This is a genomic window from Variovorax paradoxus EPS, from assembly GCF_000184745.1.
GTDB lineage: Bacteria > Pseudomonadota > Gammaproteobacteria > Burkholderiales > Burkholderiaceae_C > Variovorax > Variovorax paradoxus_C.
Genome location: NC_014931.1, coordinates 1,795,917 through 1,812,816, shown reverse-complemented (window position 1 = coordinate 1,812,816; position 16,900 = coordinate 1,795,917). Strand labels below are relative to the sequence as shown.

The following is a 16,900-nucleotide window of genomic DNA, read 5'->3' as shown; positions in this document are numbered from 1 at the left end:
CTCAGCCCAGCAGACGGGCCAGCGTCAACAACGCCAGCAGCACCATCCACATCACGACCGAGCGCCAGACGAGACCGACCACGCTGCGCAGGTGCCCCGGCTCGGGCTCGCGCCCCGGCGTGCTGCCGCTATCGGGCCTGCGACCGTCGATCACCGATTCACCGGCCTGAGCGCGCGGCAGTGGGTCGGTGACCGGAATGGGGCTCAGCGAACCGCCGCCCAGTCGCACATTGACCGCGCCCGACGTGGCCGCGAGGATCACGCCGTCGTTCTCGTTCGGAAAGCGCCGGGCGTCGTTGCGCCAGCAGTCGATGGCTTCCTCGAAGCTGCCGACCACCGCGAAGCCCAGCGCCGTGATGCGCGCGGGCAGCCAGTCGATGCCGTGCCAGGCGCTCTCGGCCGCCTGCTGCACGGAGACGCTCGACGGTTGCACCGCCGCGCCGTTCTTGTGGGCCCAGTAGCGCGCGACGAATTCGCTCATCCGATAGAACACCGCGCCGGCTGGTCCGAGGCCGATCGCGGCGAGCACCGAGAACCACGCCAGCACGCCGAACACATGGCGGTGCGCCGCAATGACCGAATGCTCGATCACATGGCGCACGATCTCGCTGCGCTTGAGCTCGGCCGCATCGACGCCCTGCCAGTGCGCGAGCAGCGAGCGAGCGAGCGGCTCGTCGCCCTCGTCGAGCGCATCGCGGATGTCAGTGAAGTGGTGGCTGAATTGCCGAAAGCCCAGCGTGACGTAGAGCACCGCGATGCTCCAGAGCACAGCGAACGGCAGGCCCAGCGTGAGCACCAGCAGCCAATGCACACCGAGAGCCACGAGCGTGGGCACGAAGACGGCGAGCCCCCAGGCGATCCATCCGTGATGGGGCTTGCCCGCATCGAAGTTGCGGCTGGTCCAGCGGGTCCACGCAAGGAGGGTGCCGTACACAGGGTTGTGAGGGCCCAGCGGCCTCACTTGCTCGATCAGCAACGCGCACAGGATGGCAAAGAAGCTCATCCGTCGATGATAGCGAGAGAGCCCGCGGATTCAGCCGGGATTCAGGCGGCGAGGAAACGGTAAAGATTGCGCAGCATGCCGGCAGTCGCGCCCCAGACGAAGCGCTCGTCGGCGCCGTCCTGATAGGGCATCGAATACCACTGGCGCTTCGTGCCGTCGGGTGCGGGCACGGTGTGGTGGCGATGGTTGGCCGGGTCCATCAGCCACGCGAGCGGCACCTCGAAGGCATCGGCGACTTCGTAGGGATTGATGGCGAGTTCGAAGCCGGGCTGCACCAGCGCGACCACTGGCGTCACGATGAAGGACGTGACCGTCGTATAGGTCGGCAGGTTGCCGAGCACCTCGATGTATTGCGCGGAGAGGCCGACCTCTTCCCAAGCCTCGCGCAACGCGGCGGCTGCAACGTTCGCATCTTCGGGATCGACGCGGCCGCCGGGAAACGCGACCTGACCCGAATGGGTGGAGAGGTGCGCAGTGCGCTCGGTTAGCAGCACGGTCGCGCCTTGCGGGCGCTGCACGATCGGCACGAGCACGGCAGCCTGGGCGGGTACGCGCTCGGTCATTCGCGGCTCGCGGCGCAGTTCCGGCGTCCAGACCGGCGGCGTTTCGAAACGCGCCCGCAGGGCCTGCGCCGTCAACTGCGCGGGCGGCACCGCCGGCAATCCATCGTTCCTCACCGTGAAGGGCGCCTTGCGCGGATCGAACGGCGGCAGCGTGGACGGAGCCACGGCGTTGACCGGTTCGAGGGAGGCGTCCTGCGGGGATGTGGATGAGGTGGTCAAGAGATGAAAAGTGCCGGAGCCGGAAGGAAGAAGTAGAGCGGAAAAACGGAAAGTTGTCTTCGAGCGGAGCAACAACGCAAAAAGCCGCCAGAACGGCGGCTTTTTGCACTGCAGGAAAACGGCTTACTTGGCGGCCGCTGCTGCTTGCGACTTGCCCGGCAGCTTTTCCTTGATACGTGCCGAACGGCCGCTGCGCTCGCGCAGGTAGTACAGCTTGGCGCGGCGCACATCGCCACGACGCTTGACTTCGATGCCGGCGATCAGCGGGCTGTAGGTCTGGAAAGTACGTTCCACGCCTTCGCCGCTGGAGATCTTGCGCACGGTGAAGCCGCTGTTGAGGCCGCGATTGCGCTTGGCGATCACGACGCCTTCGTAGGCCTGCACGCGCTTGCGGGTGCCTTCGACGACGCTCACACTGACGATGACCGTGTCACCGGGCATGAAATCGGGGATCTTCTTGCCGAGGCGGGCGATTTCTTCCTGCTCGAGGGTTTCGATGAGGTTCATGATTTCCTGATATTCGATCGTGTCGGGCTACACAAAAGGCGCCGTTGGTATCTGTCACCCGGGGGTGGGCAGAAGGCCAGGCGCGGCCGGGCAGAGGATCGGGGAGCCTGAGATTATAGCTTTTTTTTCAGAGCCGTCTCATCGGCTTTGTCCAGGCGGTCGGCGGCGCGGGCGGCGTCGATCAGATCAGGGCGCTTGGCAGCCGTCATGGCCAGTCGCTGGTCGCGGCGCCAGCGCTCGATCTGCGCGTGGTGGCCCGAGAGCAACGGCGCGGGAACACCCTGCCCGTTCCACTGCTCCGGCCGCGTGTAGTGCGGGCAGTCGAGCAAGCCATCGAGCGCGGGGTTGAAGCTGTCCTGCACATGGCTGGCCTCGTCGCCCAACACCCCCGGCTGCAGCCGCGCCACAGCATCGAGCAGCGCCATGGCCGCGATCTCGCCGCCGGAGAGGACGAAGTCGCCGAGGCTGATCTGGTGGGTGACGCGCGTATCGATGAAACGCTGGTCGATGCCTTCGTAGCGGCCGCAGACCAGCACTGCGCCCTCGCTGGCCGACCATTTTTCGACCGCCCCGTGGCGCAGCGCCTCACCGATGGGCGAGAACAGCACGACCGGCGCTTCCGCTCCGCGCGCAGCCAGCGCCGCATCGAGGCAGGCCGCCAGCGGCTCGGCCATCATCACCATGCCGGGACCGCCGCCGAAGGGGCGGTCGTCCACGCGCTTGTAGTTGCCCTGAGCGAAATCGCGCGGATTCCAGAGCACGACCTCGACCTGCTTCGATTCGTAGGCGCGACGCGTCACGCCGCTGGCCATGAAAGGCGCGAACAGTTCGGGAAAGAGCGTGAGGACGTCGAAGCGCATGCGCGCAAGCCCCGGGATCAGAACTCGGGTTGCCAGTCGACCGTGATGAGACGGCCGGCCAGATCGACCTTGTCGACGAAAACAGAAACGAAGGGCACCATGCGCTCGACGTTCTTGCCGTCTTCTTCGGCGGTGAGCACCAGCGTGGTCTGCGGGCCGGTGGCGAGCAGCTCGCGCACAGTGCCGAGCGTCACGCCTTCGCGGTTGACGACCGACAAGCCGATCAGATCGACCCAGTAGTACTCGTCGTCGCCGGCCGTCGGGAAACTCGAGCGCGGCACGAACACGCGCGCGCCGCGCAGGGCCTCGGCCGCATTGCGGTCAGGCACCTCTTCGGACGAGGCGACGATGCAGTCGGAATGTTCTTTGGCTTCGCGGATCGCGAGCCGGAAAGCGGCGTTCGCCGAGGCTCCGGGAGCCTGCAGGAACCAGCGCTTGGAAGAAAAAAGCGCCTCGGGCTGGGCGCTGTGGGGCAGGACCTTGAACCAGCCCTTGATGCCCCAGGCATCGGCGATGCGTCCTACCTCGATCGCGTCCGCCGGCAATTCGGCGGCTTCGAGTGCGGGCAACATCGCCGTGCGTGACGGCTTAGGCTGCCGCCTTGGGGGCTGCGGCTGCAGCTTGCTTGATCAGGCGCAGGACCGTGGGCGAGGCTTGGGCGCCAACGCTCTTCCAGTAGGTCAGGCGATCCTGGGCAATGCGGATGCTTTCTTCGTTTTCCTTGGCGGTCGGGTTGTAGAAACCCAGGCGCTCGATGAAACGGCCATCGCGGCGAACGCGCTTGTCCGACACGACGATGTTGAAGAACGGACGGCCTTTGGAGCCGCCGCGGGAGAGTCGAATGACGACCATGATTTATCCTTGGGTGGTCAGCGAGCCAGTTGGATGAGAAAGAGGCCCGCTCACAATGTTCTTCCAGCGTCGAGACACGCGACATGGCCACCCGGCCAGCGACACGCTGAAAAGCCTGCGATTATAGCCCGCTACGCGTTTTCTCCGAATTTTCGGCCCCGCGCCGTCTCTTTTTCACCCATGACCCTCTCCATCCGCCCCAGCCGCGACGACGACGTCGCTGCCATCACTGCCATCTACGCCCACCATGTGCTGCACGGCACGGGCACCTTCGAGACCGAGGCGCCCTCCGCCACCGACATGGCTGCGCGCCGCGCTGACGTGCTGAGCAAAAATCTGCCCTACCTGGTCGCCGAAGAAGACGGCGAAGTGCTCGGCTTTGCCTACTGCAACTGGTTCAAGCCGCGCCCGGCCTACCGTTTTTCGGCCGAAGACTCGATCTACATGGCGCAGTCAGCACGCGGCAAGGGTCTGGGCGCCAAGCTGCTGGCGGCGCTCTCGCAGGCCGCCGAAGCCGTTGGCGTACGCAAGCTCATAGCAGTGATCGGCGACTCGGCCAACGCCGGTTCTGTCGGCGTCCACCGAAGCCAAGGCTTCACCCACGTGGGTGTGCTGAAAGACTGCGGCTGGAAGTTCGGCGAATGGCGCGACGTGGTCCTGATGGAAAAGGTGCTCGGCGAAGGCAGCACGACAAAACCCGAATGAAAAACAAAACTACCGCGGCCTGGCTCTCTTTCCTCGGCGGCCCCCTGGGCCTGCACCGCTTCTACCTGCGCGGCATGGGCGACCTGCTGGGCTGGCTGCTGCCCATTCCGACGGCGCTGGGCATCTACGGTATCGAGCGTGTGCGCATGTACGGTGTGGACGACGGTCTAAGCTGGGCGCTGATTCCGCTGCTGGGCTTCACCATCGCGGGCTGCGCGCTGACGGCGATCGTCTACGGCCTGATGGCGCCCGAAAAGTGGAATGCCCGCTTCAACACCAGCGCACCGGAAGACGCCGCGCCGGGCCAGACCAACTGGTTCACGATCGGCGCCGTGGTGCTGTCGCTCTTCTTCGGCAGCACGATCCTGATGGCCAGCATCGTGTTCAGCTTCCAGCGCTACTTCGAACACCAGATCGAAGAAGGCCGAAAGATCTCGCAGTAGCCGTCAGAAGAGCTGCATGCTGAGCCAGTAGGCTATCGCGGCCACGAAGGCCGACGCCGGGATCGTGAAGATCCACGCCCACACGATGTTCCCTGCCACGCCCCAACGCACTGCGCTCGCACGCTGCGTAGAGCCCACGCCGACGATGGCGCCGGTGATGGTGTGGGTGGTCGACACCGGAATGCCCAGCGCCGTTGCCAGGAACAGCGTCAGCGCGCCGCCGGTTTCTGCGCAGAAGCCGCCCACGGGCTTCAGCTTGGTGATCTTCTGGCCCATCGTCTTCACGATGCGCCAGCCGCCGAACATGGTGCCCAGCGCGATCGCGGCGTAGCAACTGATGATGACCCAGCTCGGCGGTGCCGCGTCGCCGGCCGAGGCGTAGCCGGTGGCGATCAGCAGCATCCAGATGATGCCGATGGTCTTCTGTGCATCGTTGCCGCCGTGGCCCAGGCTGTAGGCGCCGGCCGAAACCAACTGCAGCCGCCGGAACCAGCGGTCCACCCGCGACGGCGTGGCGCGCCGGAAGCCCCATGCCACCACGACCATCATTGCCGAGCCCAGCAGGAAGCCCAGCAGCGGCGACACGAAGATGAACGCCACCGTCTTCCAGATGCCCGAGGCCACGAGGCCGGTCGTGCCGGTCTTGGCGATCACGGCGCCCACGATGCCGCCGATCAACGCGTGCGACGAGCTGCTCGGGATGCCGTAGTACCAGGTCACGAGGTTCCAGCTGATGGCACCGATGAGCGCACCGAACACCACGTGCACATCGACCACGCCGGGCTGGGCGATGCCCTTGCCCACCGTGGCCGCCACGCTCAAATGGAAGATGAAGATCGCAATCAGGTTGAAGAACGCCGCGAACACCACGGCCTGCCCCGGCTTGAGCACGCCCGTGGAAACCACCGTCGCGATCGAATTGGCGGCGTCGTGGAACCCGTTCATGAAGTCGAACAGGATCGCCAGCGCGACCAGAACTATCACCACCCAGAGGGCGACCTGAACCGTTGCCATCGATCGCTACCCGCTCAGGAATTCTCGAGGACGATGCCCTCGATAACGTTGGCCACGTCCTCGCACTTGTCGGTGATCGTCTCGAGCAGCTCGTAGATCGCCTTCAGCTTGATCACCTCGCGCACATCGGGCTCCTCGCGGAACAGCTTGCTCATGGCGCTGCGCATCACGCGGTCGGCGTCCGATTCGAGGCGATCGATTTCCTCGCAGGTCTTGAGCGTCGCCTCGGCCACGGCCGGGTCGGCGATCTTGCCGAGGAACTTGACGGCGTCCTTCAGGCGGTCGCAGCACTTCACGCTCAGGGCGGTCAGGCGCACGATCTCGTCGGTCATGTGGCGCACGTCGTACAGCGCCATCGTCTCGGCCGAGTCCTGGATCAGGTCGGCCACGTCGTCCATCGTGTTGATGAGCTTGTGGATCTGCTCGCGGTCGATGGGCGTGATGAAGGTCTTGTGGATCAGCCGGTTGACGTCGTGCGTCACACGGTCGGCCGCGCGCTCGGCGTTGTCGACGTCGCGGTTGTACTGCTCCCGCAGGTGCACGTCGCTGTAGTTGGCGACGAGTTGCTCGAAAGCCCTCGCCGCCTCCACGATGCGCTCGGCGTGCTGGTTGAACATCTCGAAGAAATTGCCCTCGCGGGGCAGCAGCTTGCCGAACATGGAAACTCCTGGGGTGTGCCAACCACAACTGGATGACACCTTCATGAAAAACCGGCGAAGTTTAACGGGAGCGACGACCTTGTCCCGGCGCGCCGGCTTTCCCGGTCGCCGGATTGCCCGAAATCAGGGTGCCGATTGCCGAACCATCGCAAGGCAAAGCGGGGCGCTTGCCGTGCGGTTTCTCAGACGATGCGCTTGACCACCTGGCCCGTGACGCGGGCCAGCGCCGCGCGCGGCACCTTGTCCGGGGCGATCTCCGCGAGCGGCTTCAGAACGAAGGCGCGTTCGCGCATGCGGGGATGCGGCAGGGTCAGCGTAGGCGTGTCCATCACCGAATTGCCATGCATCAGGAGGTCCAGGTCGAGCGTGCGCGGCGCGTTGGGAAACGGCCTTTCGCGGCCGGCCTGCGTCTCCAGGCGCTGCAATGCCACGAGGAATTGCTCGGCATCCAGGCCGGTTCGCACGGCCACCACGGCGTTGACGAAATCCGGGCCTTCGGCATCCACCGGTTCGCTGCGGTAGAGCGACGAGCGGGCGGTCACCGTGGTGCGCTGCAGCGCGCCGATGGCGGCCATGGCAGCCTTCACCGAAGCCTCGGCATCGCCCAGGTTGGCGCCGATGGCGACGAAGGCCTGCACGGTCGGGTAGTCCTCGCGCGGGCCGCGGGGGCGGCTCGTGGGGGCACGGGCAGGCGCACGGCGTGCGGGGGGACCGCCGGGCGGGCCTTTCCTGGCACCTGCCGACGGGGGCTTCGCACCACCCGCGCGCGACGGAGCGGCCTTGGCCTTGTCACTGGCCTTGGGGTTCTTCTTGCCGTCCTTCGGCTGGTCGGACGCGCTCATGCGCCGTCGGCGCTCCCGCCGCCCTCACCACCACCGCCACCGGTCCGGGGTTTGCGGCGACGCCGGCGCTTGCGCACCGCGGGTGCCTCGCCATCGGGCGGCACGGCGCCAGCCTCGACTTCGACTTCTTCGTCCTGTTCCGAATCCTGGACCAGGGCTTCACCCTGGCGCTGCCGGCCGGCCGGCTCGCTGCGTGGCTTCGACGGCGGCGGGGTTTCGCGCACTCGCACGCGCTGGCGGGTCTTCTGCTCGTCGCGCACCTGCTCCAGCAGGTCCTGGCGGCGCACGTCGTCGGCCGTGCTGAATTCCTGCCACCACTCGGCAATCGCCTCCCCGACCTCGCCCACGTCGGCGCGCAGCCGCATGAAGTCGAAAGCAGCGCGAAAGCGCGCCTGCTCGACCAGGCTGTAGGGCGTGGAGCCGGTGCGCTTGTCGAAGCGCGGCTGCATCATCCAGATCTCGCGCATGTCCGCAGCCAGCTTGCCGCGGCCCGACACGTCGCCGATGCGCGAATTGAACACGTCGTCGATCGCGTCCTGCAGCGCCGGGAACGGCGGCTGCGGGCGCTGGCCGTGCCGGCCTTCCTGGCGCTGGGCCCAGCCGTCACGCACGTCGGCCCACAGCACGCAGGCCAAGAGGAAACTGGGCGCCACAGGCTTGCCTTCGCCCACGCGGCGGTCGGTGTCCTGCAGGGCCGCCTTCACGAACGGCTGGTCGGCGCGCTCGACCACCACGTCCAGCAGCGGATAAATGCCGGTGGCGAGCCCCAGCTTTCGCAGTTGCTCGATCGTCGCGATGGCATGGCCGGTCTGCAAGAGCTTGAGCATCTCGTCGAACATGCGGCTTTGCGGCACGTCGGCCAGGAGCTTGCTCGACTCGATCAGCGGCGCGGCGGTCTTCGCCTCCATCTTGAAGCCCAGCGCCGCGAGCTTGGCCGAGAAGCGAATGGCGCGAATGATGCGCACCGGGTCTTCGCGGTAGCGGGTTACCGGGTCGCCGATCATGCGCAGCGTGAGCTTCTGGGCGTCCTTGATGCCGTTGTGATAGTCGACCACCACCTGGTTGGCCGGGTCGTAGTACATGGCGTTGACGGTGAAGTCGCGGCGCGCCGCGTCTTCTTCCTGCGGACCCCAGACGTTGTCGCGCAGCACCCGGCCGCTTGCGTCCACCGCATGCTTCATGCTCGCGAGCTCGCCCTTGCTGGTGCGCTCGTTGCCGGCCACCTGCTCGGCGGCGGCGCTGTCCATGTAGGCGCGGAAGGTCGAGACCTCGATCACCTCGTGCTCGCGCCCCCGGCCATACACCACGTGCACGATGCGAAAGCGCCGCCCGATGATGAAGGCGCGGCGAAACAGCGATTTCACCTGCTCGGGCGTGGCATTGGTGGCCACGTCGAAGTCTTTCGGACGCAGGCCCAGCAGCAGGTCACGCACCGCGCCGCCCACCACGTACGCCTCGTAGCCCGCCTGCTGGAGCGTGGTGACCACGTTCTTCGCGCGTTCGTCGACCAGGGCCGGATCGATTTTGTGAACCTCTGCCGGCACCTCCTGGCGCTTGCCGAAGCGGCTCTTGCCCTGCGTGCCGCCGGCGGATTTGCCCAGCAGCTTGTCGATGAATGTCTTGATCATTGGTTGTGAAAGCTCTTCTTATTCGTTTTCGAGCATGGATCGGATCAACGGGATGGTGATCGCGCGTTGTGTCTGGAGCGCGTAGCCGTCGAGCTGCGTGAGCAGTTCCATCAGGCTGCCGAGGTCGCGGCTGAAGCGGTGCAGCATGAAATCGAGCACGTCGTCGGACAGCATCACGCCGCGCGCATCCGCCGCCTGGCGCAACACCGCGCGGCGTTCGGTTTCGCTGAGCACCTGCAGGTGGAACACATGGCCCCACCCCAGGCGGGTGCGCAGGTCTTCGCGCAGCGGCAGGTCGGCCGGCGGCAGCGCGCCGGCGGCGACCACGCCGCGCTGCAGGGTCTGGGCGTTGACGAACCAGTTGAAGGCCGCGTGCTGCTGCACGGCGGTGTAGAGGTGCACGTCGTCGAGCAGCACGGCGCCCCAGCGCTCGTCGAACTCGGGCGGCTCGAGCAGGCCGGCGTGCAGCCAGCCCACGCTCGCGCCCTGCTCGCGCAGTGCGACACGCACCGATTCGAGCAGATGGGTCTTGCCACTGCCGCCTTCGCCCCAAAGATAGGTGGGCACCGGCGAGTGCAGCGCGGGGCTGCCGGCGCTGCCCACCCACACTTGCAGGTGGCGCAGCGCCGCCTCGTTGGGGCCGGCAAAAAAGGCGTCGAAGCTGGGGCCCGTCGCAATGCCGATATCGAGCGCGAGCTGTTTCATCCCGGGAAGGTTCATGGAGGGGGCCGCTGGGGCCCTTAAAATCAACAGGAATTCTATCGGCCGGGCCGCTCCGGTTGCCGGCGCCTCTACCACCCCGCCTCTTGTGGGCTCTCTTGTTCGCTTTCGCACACCCATGACCTCCCCTACGCCCACCCCGCTCAGCTACAAGGATGCCGGTGTCGATATCGATGCCGGCGACGCGCTGATTGACCGCATCAAGCCCCTGGCCAAGAAGACCATGCGCGAAGGCGTGCTGGCCGGCATCGGCGGTTTCGGCGCCCTGTTCGAGGTGCCCAAGCGCTACAAGGAGCCGGTGCTGGTGAGCGGCACCGACGGCGTGGGCACCAAGCTCAAGCTGGCTTTCGAGTGGAACATGCACGACACCGTCGGCATCGACCTCGTGGCCATGAGCGTCAACGACGTGCTGGTGCAGGGCGCCGAGCCGCTCTTCTTCCTCGACTACTTCGCCTGCGGCAAGCTCGAGATCGACACCGCGGCAGCGGTCATCGGCGGCATCGCGCGCGGCTGCGAGCTCTCGGGCTGCGCGCTCATCGGCGGCGAAACCGCCGAAATGCCCGGCATGTACCCCGCTGGCGAGTACGACCTGGCGGGCTTCGCAGTCGGTGCGGTCGAAAAATCGAAGATCCTTACCGGCCAGAACGTCAAACCCGGCGACGTGGTGCTCGGCCTGGCCTCGGCCGGCGTGCATTCCAACGGCTTCAGCCTGGTACGCAAGGTGATCGAGCGCGCGGGCACCGACCTGCCCGCCACGCTGGACGGCAAGCCCTTCCGCGAAGCCGTGATGGAGCCCACCCACCTCTACGTGAAGCCGGTGCTCGAAGCGCTGGCCAAGCACCCGATCAAGGCACTCGCCCACATCACCGGCGGCGGCCTGCTCGAGAACATTCCGCGCGTGCTGCCCGAGGGCACCGCCGCTCATCTCAAGAAGGGCAGCTGGCCGCAGACCGAGCTTTTCGCCTGGCTGCAGAAGGTCGCCGGCATCGACGACATCGAGATGAACCGCACCTTCAACAACGGCATCGGCATGGTCGTGGTCATCGATGCGGCCGAAGCCGCCGCCTGCGCCGCCACGCTGCGCGCATCGGGCGAAAAGGTGCATGAGATCGGCGTCATCGCCGAGCGCGGCGCAGGCGCCGCGGTGGTCGTGGGCTGATCGCCGACGACTCCACCTTCCCCAAGCACCCGAGCAGCGCACCCGAACCCCGGATGGCCAAAAAGCCGCAACCCACCTTCACCGCCGCCGCACCCGCGGCGCCCATCGTCCGGACCACGGCCTCGCGCGGCGTGATGCTCGCCAGCTATCTGCTGATGCTGGGCGCGCTGATGTTGGTGATGTGGGAGCACCTGCTGCCCGGCCTCATCTGCGTGTGCATCGGCTTCCTGCTCACGCGCTGGTTCGCCCGCCTGCTCGAAAAGGGCCTGCTGCGCATTCCGGCCATGCGCTCCAGCGCCGCAGGCTGGGCCGGCGTACTGGCGGTGATCGTGGTGCTGCTGGCCCCGGCCGCGCTGGTCACGCTGGGGCTGTCGCAGGCGCGCGAGTACATCGTCGATGCGCCTGACCAGTACCGTGAACTGCTCGACTACACCGCCCGCACGGTGCTCGAGCTGCGCTCCAAGCTGCCGCCCGACATCGCGACCTACCTGCCCGAAGGCGCGGCCGAGATCCAGCGCGTGATCGCCAACTACCTGCGCGCGCAGGCCGGCTCGCTCGCGATGGCCGGACGTGCCTGGCTGCACGGGCTGCTCTTTTCCTACGTGGGGCTGATCGTCGGCAGCCTGGCCGCCGTGGCGGCAGCGCCCCTGCGGCGCAAGCCCCTGGCCGAGCAACTGCACCAGCGCGTGGAGACTTTCGGCGAGGCCTTTGCCCAGATCGTGGCGGCCCAGTTCTGGATCGCCGCCTTCAACACGCTGCTGACCGCCATCTTCCTGCTGTTCCTGATGCCGCTGTGGGGCGCCCACCTGCCCTACACGCCGGCGCTCATCACCCTCACCTTCCTGGCGGGGCTGGTGCCGATCGTGGGCAATCTGGTCTGCAATTCGGTGATCACGCTGGTGGGCCTGTCGGTTTCGCCGGTCACGGCGGCGGCCTGCCTGATCTTCCTGATCGTGATTCACAAGGCCGAGTACGTGATCAACGCCAAGGTGGTCGGCGCCCGCACGCAGATGAGCGTGTGGGAGCTGCTCGCGGTGATGTTCGTGGCCGAGGCGGTGTTCGGGCCGGCCGGGCTGGTGGCAGCGCCGCTGTACTACGCGTACCTGAAGAAAGAGCTGCAGGCCGCATCGCTGGTCTGAGGCTCCGCAGGACATTCTTGATGTCCTGATCTGATCGGTTCTGGTCCGCTTCGGCGCGGACCGAACCCCTGGCGGCGCATAAGAATTGGCGGCATCATCCACTCCGCTTCCGCGCCAGCCACCGCCATGAAAACCTGTCTGATTGTGATCGACGCCCAGGAATCGTTCCGCCAGCGCGCCTACTGGGACGAAAGCGTCGCGGCGCCCTACTTCGCCGCCCAGAACGCGCTGATCGAAGGCGCCGCGGCGGCCGGCCTGCCGATCGTGCGCATCTTCCATGTCGATGAGCCCAGCGATGCGAGCAATCCATTTGCCGTGGAATCCGGCCATGTCCACCCAATCGACGGGCTCGTGCCGTTCCAGGCTGCCGCCACCTTCACCAAGCACCGCCACAGCGCGCTGGTCAACAGCGGGCTCGATGTCTGGCTCACCGAGAACGGCATCCGCCGGCTGATCGTGAGCGGCATTCGCACCGAGCAGTGCTGCGAAACCACCACCCGCCACGCCTCGGACCTGGGCTGGGAGGTCGACTACGTGACCGACGCCACGCTGACCTTCGACATGGTGCAGCCCGACGGCCAACCGCTGCTGGCGGCCGACATCAAGTCGCGCACCGCCGCCGTGCTGGCCGGCCGTTTCGCGACGATCTGCAGCGTGCCGCAGGCGCTGGAACGCGCTGGTTCAGTGGCATGACCGCGTTGCGCGTGCTGATCCTGGCCTACGACGGCGTCGAGGCGTTGGATTTCGCCGGCCCCTTCGAGGTGTTCACCACCGCCAGCCGCGTCAGCCAGCGCCTGCAGCCGGGCACGGCGGCGCCGTTCGAAGTCGCGTCGGTCGCGCTCACGTCGCCCGGCCGGCCCGTACAGGCGCGAGCCGGCCTGCAACTGCTCGCCGACCACACCGTCGCAAGCAACCCGGCCGCCGACGTGCTGATCGTTCCCGGCGGCGTGGTCGATGCGCCGATGGCGAGCCCCGAAACCCTGCGCTGGATCGCCGATTGCGCGGCCGGCGCGCAGATCGTCGCCTCGGTCTGCACCGGCGTCTTCCTGCTCGCCAGGAGCGGCGTGGTCACGCAGGAGGCCGTCACCACGCACTGGGAAGACATCGCCGACCTGCGCGCGCAATTCCCGAAACTCGACGTGCGCGACGACGAGCGCTGGGTCGACACCGGCCGCATCGTCAGTTCGGCCGGGATCAGCGCAGGCATCGACATGAGCCTGCACCTGGTCGAGCGCCTCGCAGGCCGCGCGTTGGCCGAACGCACCGCGCGCCAGATGGACTACGCATGGACGCACAACAGCAGCCACCCATCCGCGTAGTTTTCGTGCTGCTCCCCGGCAGCCTCGTGCTCGACTGGGCCGGGCCGGCCGAGGCGCTGCGGATCGCGAACCAGCGGCTCGTGGCGTCGGGCCGGCCCGAGCGTTTCGCGATCGAGTTCGCCAGCCCGCGGCCGACGTCCATGGCCTCGGTCGGCGTCGCGCTCGCCGGGCTCTCGCCGCTGCCCGCGCAATGGGACGGCCCCGCCTGGGTCGTGCTCGTCGGCCTGACCGGCCAGACCATCGCCATCGACAACCCCGAGACACAGGACCTGCTGCACTGGCTGCGCGGCCAGCGTTTCGAGCGCGGCCGCGTCGAGCTGGTCACGGTCTGCGCGGGAGCGGTGCTGGCGGCGCATGCCGGCGCGCTCGCGGGGCGGCGCGCCACCACACACCACCATCACCTGGACGAGTTGCGCGCGGTGGAGCCGCGCTGCGACGTGGTGAGCAACCGCGTGTTCGTGATCGATCCGCCGCTCTACAGCAGCGCGGGCGTCACGACCGGCATCGACCTCGTGCTGCATCGCATCGCCGAGACCTGCGGCGAAGCGCTCGCGGCGCAAGTGGCGCAGACGATGGTGGTGGCGCTGCGGCGCGGCCCGCACGACCCGGAGCTCTCGCCCTTTCTGGCCTACCGCAACCACCTGCACGCCGCACTGCACCGCGTGCAGGACGCCGTGAGCGAACAGCCGCAGGCCGAATGGAGCGTGCCGCGCATGGCCCAGGTAGCCCACACCTCGGCGCGGCACCTCACGCGGCTCTTCGTGGAGCATGCGGGCGTGGCGCCGCTGGCCTATTTGCGGCGGCTGCGGCTCGCGGCGGCGCAACTGGCGCTGTCGTCGGGCGCGAGCGTCACGCGTGCGGCGGAGCTGTCGGGCTTCGGCTCCGACACGCAACTGCGGCGGGCGTGGCACCAGTTCGGATTGCCCGGCTCGCCGTCGGAAGCGAACACCGCACTGAAGACTTAGGCCGTGCAGGCCCGCGCACGCGCCCGCAGCAACGCCTGTTCGCGGGTGTTGCGCGTGAGCGAGGCGGCGCGGTCGAATTCCTTGCGCGCCTCGTCGCGGCGGCCGAGCTTGAAGAGCAGATCGCCGCGCACCGTCGGCAGCAGGTGGTAGCCCTTGAGCGCCGGCTCGTCCATGAGCGCATCGACCACCTCGAGCCCCGCCGCCGGCCCGAAGGCCATCGACAGCGCGACCGCGCGATTGAGTTCGACGATGGGTGACGGTGCAAGTTCGGCCAGCGCGTCGTAGAGCGCGGCGATGCGCGGCCAGTCGGTCTCCTCGGCGGTGCGCGCGCGGCCGTGGCAGGCGGCGATGGCGGCCTGCAAGGCGTAGGGGCCCAGTGCGCCTAACGCCTCCGCCCGCGCGAGTCCCGCGAGGCCGCGGCGGATCAGCATCTGGTCCCAGCGCGCGCGGTTCTGTTCGAGCAGCAGCACCGGTTCGCCCGAGGCGCCGACGCGCGCAGCCGTGCGGGAGGCCTGGATTTCCATCAGCGCCACGAGGCCGTGCACCTCCGACGCGTCGGGTACCAGCCCGGCCACGATGCGGCCCAGGCGCATCGCCTCATCGCAGAGCGCGGGACGCATCCAGTCGTCGCCGGCGGTGGCCGAGTAGCCCTCGTTGAAGATCAGGTAGAGCACCTCGAGCACCGAAGCCAGACGCGCTTCGAGCTCGTGGCGGCGCGGCACCTCGAAAGGCACGCGCGCCTCGAGCAGGGTGCGCTTGGCGCGCACGATGCGCTGCGCCACAGTGGCCTCCTGCACCAGGAAGGCGCGGGCGATCTCGTCGGTCGTGAGGCCGCCCATCAGCCGCAATGTGAGCGCCACGCGCGCCTCGGTCGAAAGCACCGGGTGGCAGGCGGTGAAGACGAGGCGCAGCAAATCGTCGCCGATGTCGTCGTCGATGGCCGCATCGACCGCTTCGGCGAAATCGGCCTGCGCCATCTCGTGCTGCGCGTCGAGTTCGCGGCCGATCTTGGGCGCCTTGCGTTCGGCCAGCTGGCCGTGGCGCAAGCGGTCGAGAGCGCGGTGCTTGGCCACCTGCGTGAGCCAGGCGGCGGGGTTGTCGGGCACGCCGGCCCCGGGCCATTGCTCCAGCGCGGCGACCAAGGCGTCCTGCGCCAGTTCTTCGGCCAGGCCCACGTCGCGCACCATGCGCGCGACGGTGGCGATGATCTTGGCCGATTCCATGCGCCAGACGGCGTCGATGGCGCGGTGGATGGCCGCTTGGTCCCTGCTGTCGCTCACGCTACAGCCCCCTCTTTTGCGCTCGTTGCGCGCGCTAGCATGCGGCCATGAAACAGTGTCTTCTGATCCTGTGCCTCATCCTGGGCAGCGTCCAGGCTGCCGAGGTCGAACGCAACAGCCTCGGCATGGCCTTCGTCAAGTTGCCGGCCGGCGAATTCATGATGGGCAGCGACGAGACGCCCGAAGCGCTGGCCGCCGCCTACCCCGAGCTGCCGAAGGAGCGTTTCACCAAGCTGGGCGACGAGGGGCCGGTGCATCGCGTGCGCATCACGCGCTCGTTCTGGATGGGTCAGCACGAGGTGACGGTCGGCCAGTTCCGCCGTTTTGTCGAAGCCTCGGGTTACGTGCCGGAGTCGGTCGCCGATGGCACCGGCGGCTACGGCTGGCGCGCCGACTACGACCCGGCCACGACCCGGCGCGGCGATGCCTTCGAAGGGCGGGACGTGCGCTACTCCTGGCGCAACCCGGGCTTTGCACAAAGCGACGAGCACCCCGTCGTCAACGTGACCTGGAACGACGCGCAGGCGCTTGCCGCTTGGCTGAGCAAGTCCGAAGGCAAGCGCTACCGGCTGCCGACCGAGGCCGAGTGGGAATACGCCTGCCGCGCCGGCACCCGCACGCGCTACAGCGCGGGCGACGATCCGCAATCGCTGCTGCGCACGGCCAACGTGTTCGATGCGCGCACCGCCAGGTACTGGCCGCGCTGGGCGCCGATGGCGCTGAAAGGCGACGACGGCTTCGCATTCACCGCGCCGGTCGGCAGCTTCGCGCCGAACGCCTGGGGCCTCTACGACATGCACGGCAATGCCTGGGAGTGGGTGGCCGATTGGCATGGCGAGGAATACTACGCGCGCTCCCCGGTCGACGACCCGCAGGGCCCAGCCGAGGGCACGGTGCGGGTGCGCCGCGGGGGCTCCTGGCACACCTGGCCGTTCTACGCGCGCGCCGCGTACCGCAACTGGAACGCACCGGACACGCGCTACACGCTCGTGGGCACCCGGCTGGTTCGCGAACAGTAAGACG

20 protein-coding genes are annotated in these 16,900 nt (G+C 67.9%); 8 read left to right on the top strand and 12 right to left on the bottom strand.

Annotated features, from left to right (window positions below):
• Nucleotide 1: 1 nt before the first annotated feature.
• The 6 genes from VARPA_RS08185 to rpsP all read right to left on the bottom strand — a co-directional run bounded on the left by VARPA_RS08185 (nucleotide 2) and on the right by rpsP (nucleotide 4,004).
• On the bottom strand, nucleotides 2–1,003 hold the full coding sequence (locus VARPA_RS08185) for a CobD/CbiB family protein (protein WP_013540083.1): 1,002 nt from the start codon (nucleotides 1,001–1,003) through the stop codon (nucleotides 2–4).
• A 41-nt stretch (nucleotides 1,004–1,044) separates the two neighbouring features.
• The gene (locus VARPA_RS08180) at nucleotides 1,045–1,785 is read right to left on the bottom strand and encodes a CoA pyrophosphatase (protein ID WP_013540082.1); all 741 of its coding nucleotides are present in this window, start codon (nucleotides 1,783–1,785) and stop codon (nucleotides 1,045–1,047) included.
• A gap of 123 nt (nucleotides 1,786–1,908) precedes the next feature.
• Nucleotides 1,909–2,292 carry a 50S ribosomal protein L19 gene (gene rplS, locus VARPA_RS08175; RefSeq protein ID WP_013540081.1) on the bottom strand — a complete coding sequence of 128 codons (384 nt, stop codon included), beginning with the start codon at nucleotides 2,290–2,292 and terminating at the stop codon, nucleotides 1,909–1,911.
• A 113-nt stretch (nucleotides 2,293–2,405) separates the two neighbouring features.
• Complete coding sequence (trmD, locus tag VARPA_RS08170; RefSeq protein ID WP_013540080.1) at nucleotides 2,406–3,152, bottom strand: tRNA (guanosine(37)-N1)-methyltransferase TrmD; 747 nt, start codon at nucleotides 3,150–3,152, stop codon at nucleotides 2,406–2,408.
• A 17-nt stretch (nucleotides 3,153–3,169) separates the two neighbouring features.
• Nucleotides 3,170–3,724, bottom strand: coding sequence for a ribosome maturation factor RimM (rimM, locus tag VARPA_RS08165; RefSeq protein ID WP_013540079.1), 555 nt, complete (start codon nucleotides 3,722–3,724; stop codon nucleotides 3,170–3,172).
• 16 nt (nucleotides 3,725–3,740) lie between these two features.
• Entirely contained in the window at nucleotides 3,741–4,004 is a 264-nt protein-coding gene (gene rpsP / locus VARPA_RS08160) for a 30S ribosomal protein S16 (protein ID WP_013540078.1), read from the bottom strand.
• A 180-nt stretch (nucleotides 4,005–4,184) separates the two neighbouring features.
• On the opposite strand from rpsP, the gene VARPA_RS08155 reads away from it, so the two are divergent.
• Nucleotides 4,185–4,709 carry a GNAT family N-acetyltransferase gene (locus VARPA_RS08155; RefSeq protein WP_013540077.1) on the top strand — a complete coding sequence of 175 codons (525 nt, stop codon included), beginning with the start codon at nucleotides 4,185–4,187 and terminating at the stop codon, nucleotides 4,707–4,709.
• Nucleotides 4,706–5,152, top strand: coding sequence for a hypothetical protein (locus tag VARPA_RS08150; RefSeq protein ID WP_013540076.1), 447 nt, complete (start codon nucleotides 4,706–4,708; stop codon nucleotides 5,150–5,152). Before VARPA_RS08155 ends, VARPA_RS08150 begins: the two co-directional genes overlap by 4 nt.
• A 3-nt stretch (nucleotides 5,153–5,155) precedes the next feature.
• Here the strand turns inward: VARPA_RS08150 and VARPA_RS08145 are convergent, their stop codons facing one another.
• From VARPA_RS08145 to hda, 5 genes are all read right to left on the bottom strand, one after another.
• On the bottom strand, nucleotides 5,156–6,166 hold the full coding sequence (locus VARPA_RS08145) for an inorganic phosphate transporter (RefSeq protein WP_013540075.1): 1,011 nt from the start codon (nucleotides 6,164–6,166) through the stop codon (nucleotides 5,156–5,158).
• A gap of 14 nt (nucleotides 6,167–6,180) precedes the next feature.
• A complete protein-coding gene (locus tag VARPA_RS08140) occupies nucleotides 6,181–6,825 on the bottom strand; it encodes a DUF47 domain-containing protein (protein WP_012746613.1) in 645 nt (214 codons plus the stop codon).
• Nucleotides 6,826–7,007: 182 nt separating this feature from the next.
• Nucleotides 7,008–7,667 carry a 2-amino-4-hydroxy-6-hydroxymethyldihydropteridine diphosphokinase gene (folK, locus tag VARPA_RS08135; protein ID WP_013540074.1) on the bottom strand — a complete coding sequence of 220 codons (660 nt, stop codon included), beginning with the start codon at nucleotides 7,665–7,667 and terminating at the stop codon, nucleotides 7,008–7,010.
• The gene (gene pcnB / locus VARPA_RS08130) at nucleotides 7,664–9,295 is read right to left on the bottom strand and encodes a polynucleotide adenylyltransferase PcnB (protein WP_013540073.1); all 1,632 of its coding nucleotides are present in this window, start codon (nucleotides 9,293–9,295) and stop codon (nucleotides 7,664–7,666) included. The genes folK and pcnB overlap by 4 nt, the downstream gene beginning before the upstream one ends.
• Before the next feature lie 18 nt (nucleotides 9,296–9,313).
• A complete protein-coding gene (hda, locus tag VARPA_RS08125) occupies nucleotides 9,314–10,000 on the bottom strand; it encodes a DnaA regulatory inactivator Hda (protein ID WP_041942819.1) in 687 nt (228 codons plus the stop codon).
• 133 nt (nucleotides 10,001–10,133) lie between these two features.
• Between hda and purM the strand changes: the two genes are divergently transcribed.
• The 5 genes from purM (at nucleotide 10,134) to VARPA_RS08100 (ending at nucleotide 14,597) form a co-directional block, all read left to right on the top strand.
• The gene (purM, locus tag VARPA_RS08120; protein WP_013540071.1) at nucleotides 10,134–11,174 is read left to right on the top strand and encodes a phosphoribosylformylglycinamidine cyclo-ligase; all 1,041 of its coding nucleotides are present in this window, start codon (nucleotides 10,134–10,136) and stop codon (nucleotides 11,172–11,174) included.
• Nucleotides 11,175–11,227: 53 nt separating this feature from the next.
• On the top strand, nucleotides 11,228–12,313 hold the full coding sequence (locus VARPA_RS08115; RefSeq protein ID WP_013540070.1) for an AI-2E family transporter: 1,086 nt from the start codon (nucleotides 11,228–11,230) through the stop codon (nucleotides 12,311–12,313).
• A 126-nt stretch (nucleotides 12,314–12,439) separates the two neighbouring features.
• Nucleotides 12,440–13,006, top strand: coding sequence for a cysteine hydrolase family protein (locus tag VARPA_RS08110; RefSeq protein ID WP_013540069.1), 567 nt, complete (start codon nucleotides 12,440–12,442; stop codon nucleotides 13,004–13,006).
• A complete protein-coding gene (locus tag VARPA_RS08105) occupies nucleotides 13,003–13,632 on the top strand; it encodes a DJ-1/PfpI family protein (RefSeq protein WP_013540068.1) in 630 nt (209 codons plus the stop codon). Before VARPA_RS08110 ends, VARPA_RS08105 begins: the two co-directional genes overlap by 4 nt.
• The gene (locus VARPA_RS08100) at nucleotides 13,599–14,597 is read left to right on the top strand and encodes a GlxA family transcriptional regulator (protein ID WP_013540067.1); all 999 of its coding nucleotides are present in this window, start codon (nucleotides 13,599–13,601) and stop codon (nucleotides 14,595–14,597) included. Before VARPA_RS08105 ends, VARPA_RS08100 begins: the two co-directional genes overlap by 34 nt.
• Here VARPA_RS08100 and VARPA_RS08095 read toward each other — a convergent pair.
• Nucleotides 14,594–15,820: an RNA polymerase sigma factor gene (locus tag VARPA_RS08095; protein ID WP_234975045.1), complete on the bottom strand. Its 1,227-nt coding sequence runs from the start codon at nucleotides 15,818–15,820 to the stop codon at nucleotides 14,594–14,596. The two genes, VARPA_RS08100 and VARPA_RS08095, sit on opposite strands and share 4 nt — an antisense overlap.
• A gap of 104 nt (nucleotides 15,821–15,924) precedes the next feature.
• On the opposite strand from VARPA_RS08095, the gene VARPA_RS08090 reads away from it, so the two are divergent.
• On the top strand, nucleotides 15,925–16,896 hold the full coding sequence (locus VARPA_RS08090) for a formylglycine-generating enzyme family protein (RefSeq protein WP_013540065.1): 972 nt from the start codon (nucleotides 15,925–15,927) through the stop codon (nucleotides 16,894–16,896).
• Nucleotides 16,897–16,900 lie beyond the last annotated feature (4 nt).

Coding starts and splice junctions, on each gene's coding strand:
- VARPA_RS08110 (WP_013540069.1), top strand. CDS start 12,440: ATGAAAACCTGTCTGATTGTGATCGACGCCCAGGAATCGTTCCGCCAG.
- pcnB (WP_013540073.1), bottom strand. CDS start 9,295: ATGATCAAGACATTCATCGACAAGCTGCTGGGCAAATCCGCCGGCGGC.
- rimM (WP_013540079.1), bottom strand. CDS start 3,724: ATGTTGCCCGCACTCGAAGCCGCCGAATTGCCGGCGGACGCGATCGAG.
- purM (WP_013540071.1), top strand. CDS start 10,134: ATGACCTCCCCTACGCCCACCCCGCTCAGCTACAAGGATGCCGGTGTC.
- VARPA_RS08140 (WP_012746613.1), bottom strand. CDS start 6,825: ATGTTCGGCAAGCTGCTGCCCCGCGAGGGCAATTTCTTCGAGATGTTC.
- rplS (WP_013540081.1), bottom strand. CDS start 2,292: ATGAACCTCATCGAAACCCTCGAGCAGGAAGAAATCGCCCGCCTCGGC.
- folK (WP_013540074.1), bottom strand. CDS start 7,667: ATGAGCGCGTCCGACCAGCCGAAGGACGGCAAGAAGAACCCCAAGGCC.
- VARPA_RS08095 (WP_234975045.1), bottom strand. CDS start 15,820: ATGGAATCGGCCAAGATCATCGCCACCGTCGCGCGCATGGTGCGCGAC.
- VARPA_RS08150 (WP_013540076.1), top strand. CDS start 4,706: ATGAAAAACAAAACTACCGCGGCCTGGCTCTCTTTCCTCGGCGGCCCC.
- VARPA_RS08115 (WP_013540070.1), top strand. CDS start 11,228: ATGGCCAAAAAGCCGCAACCCACCTTCACCGCCGCCGCACCCGCGGCG.
- VARPA_RS08090 (WP_013540065.1), top strand. CDS start 15,925: ATGAAACAGTGTCTTCTGATCCTGTGCCTCATCCTGGGCAGCGTCCAG.
- rpsP (WP_013540078.1), bottom strand. CDS start 4,004: ATGGTCGTCATTCGACTCTCCCGCGGCGGCTCCAAAGGCCGTCCGTTC.
- VARPA_RS08105 (WP_013540068.1), top strand. CDS start 13,003: ATGACCGCGTTGCGCGTGCTGATCCTGGCCTACGACGGCGTCGAGGCG.
- hda (WP_041942819.1), bottom strand. CDS start 10,000: ATGAAACAGCTCGCGCTCGATATCGGCATTGCGACGGGCCCCAGCTTC.
- VARPA_RS08145 (WP_013540075.1), bottom strand. CDS start 6,166: ATGGCAACGGTTCAGGTCGCCCTCTGGGTGGTGATAGTTCTGGTCGCG.
- VARPA_RS08100 (WP_013540067.1), top strand. CDS start 13,599: ATGGACGCACAACAGCAGCCACCCATCCGCGTAGTTTTCGTGCTGCTC.
- VARPA_RS08155 (WP_013540077.1), top strand. CDS start 4,185: ATGACCCTCTCCATCCGCCCCAGCCGCGACGACGACGTCGCTGCCATC.
- VARPA_RS08185 (WP_013540083.1), bottom strand. CDS start 1,003: ATGAGCTTCTTTGCCATCCTGTGCGCGTTGCTGATCGAGCAAGTGAGG.
- trmD (WP_013540080.1), bottom strand. CDS start 3,152: ATGCGCTTCGACGTCCTCACGCTCTTTCCCGAACTGTTCGCGCCTTTC.